The following is a 6,016-nucleotide window of genomic DNA, read 5'->3' on the forward strand; positions in this document are numbered from 1 at the left end:
GGGCAGGCGTGTTCGCGCGGCGGCCCGACCCAGCTCAACGTCCAGCTGGACGGTGACCTGCTGCCGTCGGACGCCGATCCGGACACGTGGTGGCAGCGCCCCGACAACTCCGCCCGGGCGGACTTCACGCGCGGATCCGCCCCGGAACGCCACGACAACTCCGCCCGGGCGGACTTCACGCGACGGGAGGGACGGGTGGCGGCTGTCGAGCCGTCGGTGTCGGTGCCGACCGACGGGGAGGTGCTCCGACTCGGACCGCGCACCGTCGTCGTGGCAGGCGACGACGCCGGGCCGGCTGCGCGACTGCTCGCCGAGGCCGCCAACTGGCCGCTCGTCGCCGAGCCGACGTCAGGGGCCCGCATCGGGCGCCAGGCCCTGCGCACCGGCCGGCTGCTGCTCACGACCGACCTGCGCGATGTCGTCGAGCGCGTCGTCGTCGTCGGTCACCCGACCCTGTCGCGCCCGGTCACCAACCTCATCAGCGACACCGGGGTCGAGGTCCTCGCCGTCCGCGGACGTGACGGTGTGGCCACCAACCCCGGCCGGGTCGCCCGTGTGCTCGACGTCGTGCCCCGCGTCGACGGCCCGGACGACCCCGCCTGGTTCGAACGCTGGCGCGAGGCCGACACGGGCCTGTCAGCCCTCATCGACGCGGGAATCACTGCGACACAGGGGGATCCGCGACGGGTGCCCGGCGACGATGGCATCTCACCCCTCGCCGTCGCTGCGGTCGTCGGGGCAGCGGTCGCCGCCGACACGACCCTCGTCGTCGGCTCGTCGAACCCGGTGCGCGACCTCGACATCATGGCCACCCCGTGGACTCCCCACGAGCACCGCTTCGTCGTCGGCAACCGCGGGCTCGCCGGCATCGACGGCATGGTCTCCACAGCCATCGGCATCGCGCTGGGTCGGCCCCGGGCCGCGCGCAGCATCGCCTACCTCGGCGACCTCACGTTCCTGCACGACTCGAACGGCCTGCTGACCGGGCGTGGGCAGCGGCGGCCTGACCTCACCTTCGTCGTCCTCAGTGACGACGGCGGCGCCATCTTCAGCACCCTCGAGCAGGGCGACCGTCGCTACGCCGGCGCCTTCGAGCGGGTCTTCGCGACCCCGCACGGCACCGACCTCGCGGCACTGTGCGCGGCGCACCACACGGCATACGAACGCGTCGACGACCTCGGCCGGTTGGCAGCGGCTCTGGCCGAGCCGACTTCGGGCATCAGGGTGCTCGAGGTCCCCGTGTCGCGGGCCGACCGACGCGTCGAGGCGGCGTGGCTGCGCGAGCTCGCCCAGAAGGCCGTGCCGGGCCGCGACGGGCTCGGCTGAGCCGCCGTCGGCGCCTCAGGCCCGGGTGCCGCGCCAGCTCGCCAGCTCACCGCCCGGCATGCAGACGATGCGCTCCCCGTCCGGACCCGTGAGCTGCCGGGCCTCGTAGTCTGCCGACGCGCGCACGCTCAGCTGGGCGTCGGCGAAGCTGACCGCGAGGTGCCCATCCCGCGCGACGAGGACCTCGCGGATCTGGGCGCCGATGAGCGCGGCCAGCCCCGGCGGCAGCTCCTCCAGCGGGGTGCCGGTGTCTATCGCCTGGATGCCGTCATGCCGCAGCAGGTAGGTCTCGCCGCCGACCCTGACGTGATCGCCGCTGACGCACACCAAGCCTGCCCCGGCGCGGCGCCGCACGCCAGGGGGAGCACTCCACGCTCAGCCGGGCGCGTCCGGGTCGCGCCGGACCGCCGCCGAGACGAGGTCGGCGCTGTCGCGAGCCTCGCTCCCGTCGGGCAGGAGGCAGGTGTCCTCCAGGCCGATGCGCACGTCGTGGCCGGCGGCAGCAGCCCAGCGCAGCACCGGCCACGCCCACCGCTCCTCGCCGTGCACGAGCACAGGCGCGGTCGGGCGGCCGAGGACTGCGAGGACGCGCTCGGCGGCCGACGTCCCGTCGCTGCCCGGGGTGATGCCGGGGATCAGCTCGGCAAGCACGCGCTCGACCTTCCCCGACCAGCTCGACCCGACGAAACGACGGGCCGCCTCGGGCGTCCAGACGCCGGCCTCGACCCCGATCCCGTTCGCGTGCAGCGTCGCTGCGATCTCGGCCGCCCCGTCCTCGTGCCAGTTGACGCTCGCGCAGTCGGGTCCACCGAGGTCGGGTGAGGGCCAGTCGGACACCTGGGCGATCTTGCGGCCGACGGACGGGGCGATGCCGTCGCGCGTCGAGACGCTGACGCGCAACCCTGGCGTGGCGGTCCTGATCGCGGCGACTGCCTCGACGACGTGCCGCCTCTCCAGCGTCTCGAGGCCCGCCTCGTCGCGCGGGTGGACGTGGACCATCGACGCGCCGGCCGCCACGGCGTCGGCGGCTGCCCCAGCCAGCTCCCCGGGGTCCTGCGGCACGGAGCGGTGCTGCTGGCGAGTGCGGTCGCCGTTGAGACAGGCCTGGATCACCGCTCGCTCCCGTGGGCCAGCCCGTCGAGCCCGTCGAGCTCGGCGAGCACGGCGTGGCAGCGGGTGAGCCTCTCGCGCCACCACTGCTGCCGTTCGGGCGGGGCCGTCAGGGCCGCGAGCGCCTCCGGGTCGGGCACCGCGCGCCCGGTCGACAACAGACCGCCCGCCGGGCACCACGGCGTGGCCGACACGTCCCGCTCGAAGAGGCCGACGGTGCCGAGACCGCAGGCGTGGTCGAGCGACGGGAGCGCAGCGGCGAGAGCGACGCCTGCAGCGATGCCGACGCTCGTGTCGAGCGCGGACGACACGACGGCCGGAAGCCCGCACGCCTCGACGACCTCGAGCGCGGCGCCCACTCCCCCGAGAGGGGCCACCTTGACGACGACGACGTCGGCGGCGCCGAGCCGGGCCACGCGGATCGGGTCCTCGGCCTTGCGGATCGACTCATCTGCCGCAATCGGCACGTCGATCCCTTCGCGCGCCAACGCCGTCCGCAGCTCGATGAGCTCCTCGACCGTGGCGCAGGGCTGTTCGGCGTACTCGAGGTCGTATGCCGTGAGCCGCCTCAGCGCCTCGGTGGCCGTCGCGACGTCCCAGCCGCCGTTGGCGTCGACCCGGACCCTGGCCACCGGACCCATCGCGGACCGGACGGCGGCGACACGGTCGACGTCGTCGTCGAGGGACTGCCCACGCTCGGCGACCTTGACCTTCGCGGTCGTGCACCCGTCGAAGCGGGCCAGCACCTCCGGGACGCGCCCCGGGCCGACGGCAGGGACGGTCGCGTTGACGGGCACGGCGTCGCGCACGGGCGCGGGCCACACGGCATACGCGGCCTCGACGCCGGCGGCGAGCCACCGGGCGGACTCGGCGTCGGCGTACTCGACGAAGGGACTGAACTCGCCCCAGCCGGAAGGGCCCTCGAGCAGGAGCGCCTCGCGCGACTCGACGCCGCGGAAGCGGACGCGCATCGGCAGCGAGACGACGTGGGCGCTCGCGAGGAGCTCGTCGAGTGGCGGCAGGCTCGTCATGCCCCCATCATCACCGACGCGCGTCAACGGGTGGGAAAGGCCTCGTGGCGGTCGCGGTCCGCGTCGGGCTGGACGACGGGAGCGGGGTCGTCACGTAGGTCCTGGTCGCGTCGCCCGTGGGAGGCCCGCCCGCAGGTGTGGCTGCGCCCGACGGCGTGCGGCAGGAGCCAGAGGAAGCCCACGAGCCACCACAGCCCGTGACCCGACGGCCCGAGCGAGATGGCGATGAGCACCACTCCGGCGATGATGAGGTTGCGTGGCGAGAACACGGCGGTCTCCTCCGTCCGTGGGACCGGTCGGTCCCGTCTCCCTCGACGGTAGGAGCGGGGGATGCCGACCACCCGGCCCCTCTGTCAGGACCTCCCCCTGACAGATGTCACGCCCGCCCGGGAGTCAGGCGGCGGGACCGAGACGGACGTCGGCGGGGTTGTCGACGGCCGTGGCGATGCGGTCGAGGAAGACCTGTCGCATCGGCGGCAGCGCGTCGAGGGCGAACCAGCCCGCGTCGGTCGACTCGTCGTCACCCGGACGCGGCTCGCCCGAAACCCAACGACACCGGAACGTGTGGTCGAGGTACTGCCCGAGGTCGCCGTTGACGTGCGTCACGACCTCCGTGGCCGACACCCAGACGAGCCGCTCGACCTCCGCGACGACGCAGGCCTCCTCCTCGACCTCGCGCACCGCGGTCACGTGCGGGTGCTCCCCCGGGTCGACGATGCCCGTGACCGGCGTCCAGGTGCCGTTGTCCGAGCGCCGGACGAGGAGCACCTCAGGTCCACCCTCCCCCTCGCGCAGCACGACCGCCGTGATGCCCGGCATCCAGAGCAGCTCACGCCCGATCATGGTGCGCAGGTGGGCGACGTAGGGAGGGATCGGCATGCGTCCGACCCTAGCCCCGCCGATAGGGTCGGCCCGTGAGCAGCGAGCCGAGCCAGAGCGCCGTGTCAGAGATCTTCGACCCGAGCGAGTGGGCGCCCGTCGAGGGGTTCGACCTCACCGACATCACCTACCACCGCCGCCGTGCCGTGGCCGGTCGCCCCCACGCGGAGTCGGGCGTCGTGCGCATCGCCTTCGACCGGCCCGAGGTGCTCAACGCCTTCCGACCGCACAGCGTCGACGAGCTCTACCGCGCGCTCGACCACGCCCGCATGACCCCGGACGTCGGCGTCGTCCTGCTCACCGGCAACGGCCCGAGTCCCAAGGACGGCAAGTGGGCCTTCTGCTCCGGCGGCGACCAGCGCATCCGGGGCCGCTCCGGCTACCAGTACGCCGAGGGCGAGACCGCGGACACCGTCGACGAGGCGCGCGTCAGGGCCCATGGCGGCCGGCTCCACATCCTCGAGGTGCAGCGCCTCATCCGGACGATGCCGAAGGTCGTCATCGCCGTCGTTCCGGGCTGGGCAGCCGGGGGCGGGCACTCGCTCCACGTCGTCTGCGACCTGACGATCGCCAGCAGGGAGCACGCGCGCTTCAAGCAGACCGACGCCGACGTCGGCAGCTTCGACGCCGGCTACGGCAGCGCCTACCTCGCCAAGATGGTCGGCCAGAAGTTCGCCCGCGAGATCTTCTTCCTCGGCCGCACCTACTCCGCCGAGGACATGCAGCGGATGGGCGCCGTCAACATCGTCGCCGACCACGCCGACCTCGAGCGCGAGGCCCTGCAGGCCGCGACCGAGATCATGGGCAAGAGCCCGCAGGCGCAGCGGATGCTGAAGTTCGCCTTCAACCTCACCGACGACGGCCTCATGGGCCAGCAGGTCTTCGCCGGGGAGGCGACGCGGCTGGCCTACATGACGGACGAGGCCGTCGAGGGCCGCGACCAGTTCCTCGAGAAGCGCGAGCCCGACTGGTCACCGTTCCCCTGGTACTTCTGAGGAGCCGATGACGTATGCCGTCCACCCCGCTCCCCCACACCGACCTGGCACGCGTGCGCCGCTGGTGCGCTGCCGCCGTACCTGACCGAGCCCTGCACCAGGTGCGCGTCGAGTTCCACGTCCGCGGGCGAAACGTGACTCTGTGCGAGACGCGGGTCCCCTTCGACGGCCTCGGGGACTGGACACATTTCGCGATCGCGCAGCTGCGCTACCGCGACGACACGCGGGACTGGGCGCTGTACTGGCGAGACCGCAACGAGCGGTGGCGCGAGTACGCCGAGGGGAACCGCCAGTTCGGGTCGATGGACGAACTGCTCGCCGAGGTCGACGACGACCCGACATCCATCTTCAGGGGCTGAGGCCGTGGACGGCGCTGGGCCCGCCGTGACGCCCGGGAACTCGGGCGAGACCCACGGCTGTCGAAGGCCTGGCTGACCACACCGGCTGCACCGTCGAAGCCGGTGTCGGTCGCACGCCGGACACCCGGACAGGGCAGGATGTTGGAGTGGAACCGAGCGACGACCGCCGCGCCAGCGCTGGCCGCAGTGCGCCGGGACCCTCGCCGGACGTTCCCGAGGGCGGCCGGCCCGCGGACTTCCGTCAGCCGCCGCGCACCACCGCGGCCAACGCGACACGCGCCCTCGGGCGGGGACTCGGTCGCGCGGCCGCCGGGAC

Annotated in this window: 8 protein-coding genes; 3 read left to right on the forward strand and 5 right to left on the reverse strand. The window is 73.6% G+C overall.

Annotated features, from left to right (window positions below; translation table 11 throughout):
- Positions 1 to 1,326 (forward strand): thiamine pyrophosphate-dependent enzyme (locus AC1DP0_RS16715; protein ID WP_478086358.1); only part of this gene is annotated, 1,326 nt, incomplete at its 5' end.
- 15 nt (positions 1,327 to 1,341) lie between these two features.
- On the opposite strand, the gene AC1DP0_RS16720 is transcribed toward AC1DP0_RS16715, so the two are convergent.
- From AC1DP0_RS16720 to AC1DP0_RS16740, 5 genes are all read right to left on the reverse strand, one after another.
- The gene (locus AC1DP0_RS16720; RefSeq protein ID WP_478086362.1) at positions 1,342 to 1,680 is read right to left on the reverse strand and encodes a DUF6188 family protein; all 339 of its coding nucleotides are present in this window, start codon (positions 1,678 to 1,680) and stop codon (positions 1,342 to 1,344) included.
- A 21-nt stretch (positions 1,681 to 1,701) separates the two neighbouring features.
- Positions 1,702 to 2,439, reverse strand: coding sequence for a 3-keto-5-aminohexanoate cleavage protein (locus AC1DP0_RS16725; protein WP_478086366.1), 738 nt, complete (start codon positions 2,437 to 2,439; stop codon positions 1,702 to 1,704).
- Entirely contained in the window at positions 2,436 to 3,467 is a 1,032-nt protein-coding gene (locus AC1DP0_RS16730) for an o-succinylbenzoate synthase (RefSeq protein ID WP_478086368.1), read from the reverse strand. Before AC1DP0_RS16730 ends, AC1DP0_RS16725 begins: the two co-directional genes overlap by 4 nt.
- A gap of 23 nt (positions 3,468 to 3,490) precedes the next feature.
- A complete protein-coding gene (locus AC1DP0_RS16735) occupies positions 3,491 to 3,736 on the reverse strand; it encodes a hypothetical protein (RefSeq protein WP_478086370.1) in 246 nt (81 codons plus the stop codon).
- Between the two features lie 124 nt (positions 3,737 to 3,860).
- Entirely contained in the window at positions 3,861 to 4,346 is a 486-nt protein-coding gene (locus AC1DP0_RS16740; protein ID WP_478086372.1) for an NUDIX hydrolase, read from the reverse strand.
- Between the two features lie 35 nt (positions 4,347 to 4,381).
- Between AC1DP0_RS16740 and AC1DP0_RS16745 the strand changes: the two genes are divergently transcribed.
- Together AC1DP0_RS16745 and AC1DP0_RS16750 are read left to right on the forward strand one after the other, a co-directional pair.
- A complete protein-coding gene (locus AC1DP0_RS16745) occupies positions 4,382 to 5,341 on the forward strand; it encodes a 1,4-dihydroxy-2-naphthoyl-CoA synthase (RefSeq protein ID WP_478086374.1) in 960 nt (319 codons plus the stop codon).
- A gap of 14 nt (positions 5,342 to 5,355) precedes the next feature.
- Entirely contained in the window at positions 5,356 to 5,700 is a 345-nt protein-coding gene (locus tag AC1DP0_RS16750) for a DUF3024 domain-containing protein (protein WP_478086378.1), read from the forward strand.
- The last annotated feature ends 316 nt before the right edge of the window (positions 5,701 to 6,016 follow it).

The organism is Terrabacter sp. P5_B1 (assembly GCF_056400505.1).

Bases quoted from the DNA above. Each gene is read 5' to 3' on its own strand.
- AC1DP0_RS16730 (WP_478086368.1), bottom strand. From the start codon at position 3,467: ATGACGAGCCTGCCGCCACTCGACGAGCTCCTCGCGAGCGCCCACGTC.
- AC1DP0_RS16740 (WP_478086372.1), bottom strand. From the start codon at position 4,346: ATGCCGATCCCTCCCTACGTCGCCCACCTGCGCACCATGATCGGGCGT.
- AC1DP0_RS16750 (WP_478086378.1), top strand. From the start codon at position 5,356: ATGCCGTCCACCCCGCTCCCCCACACCGACCTGGCACGCGTGCGCCGC.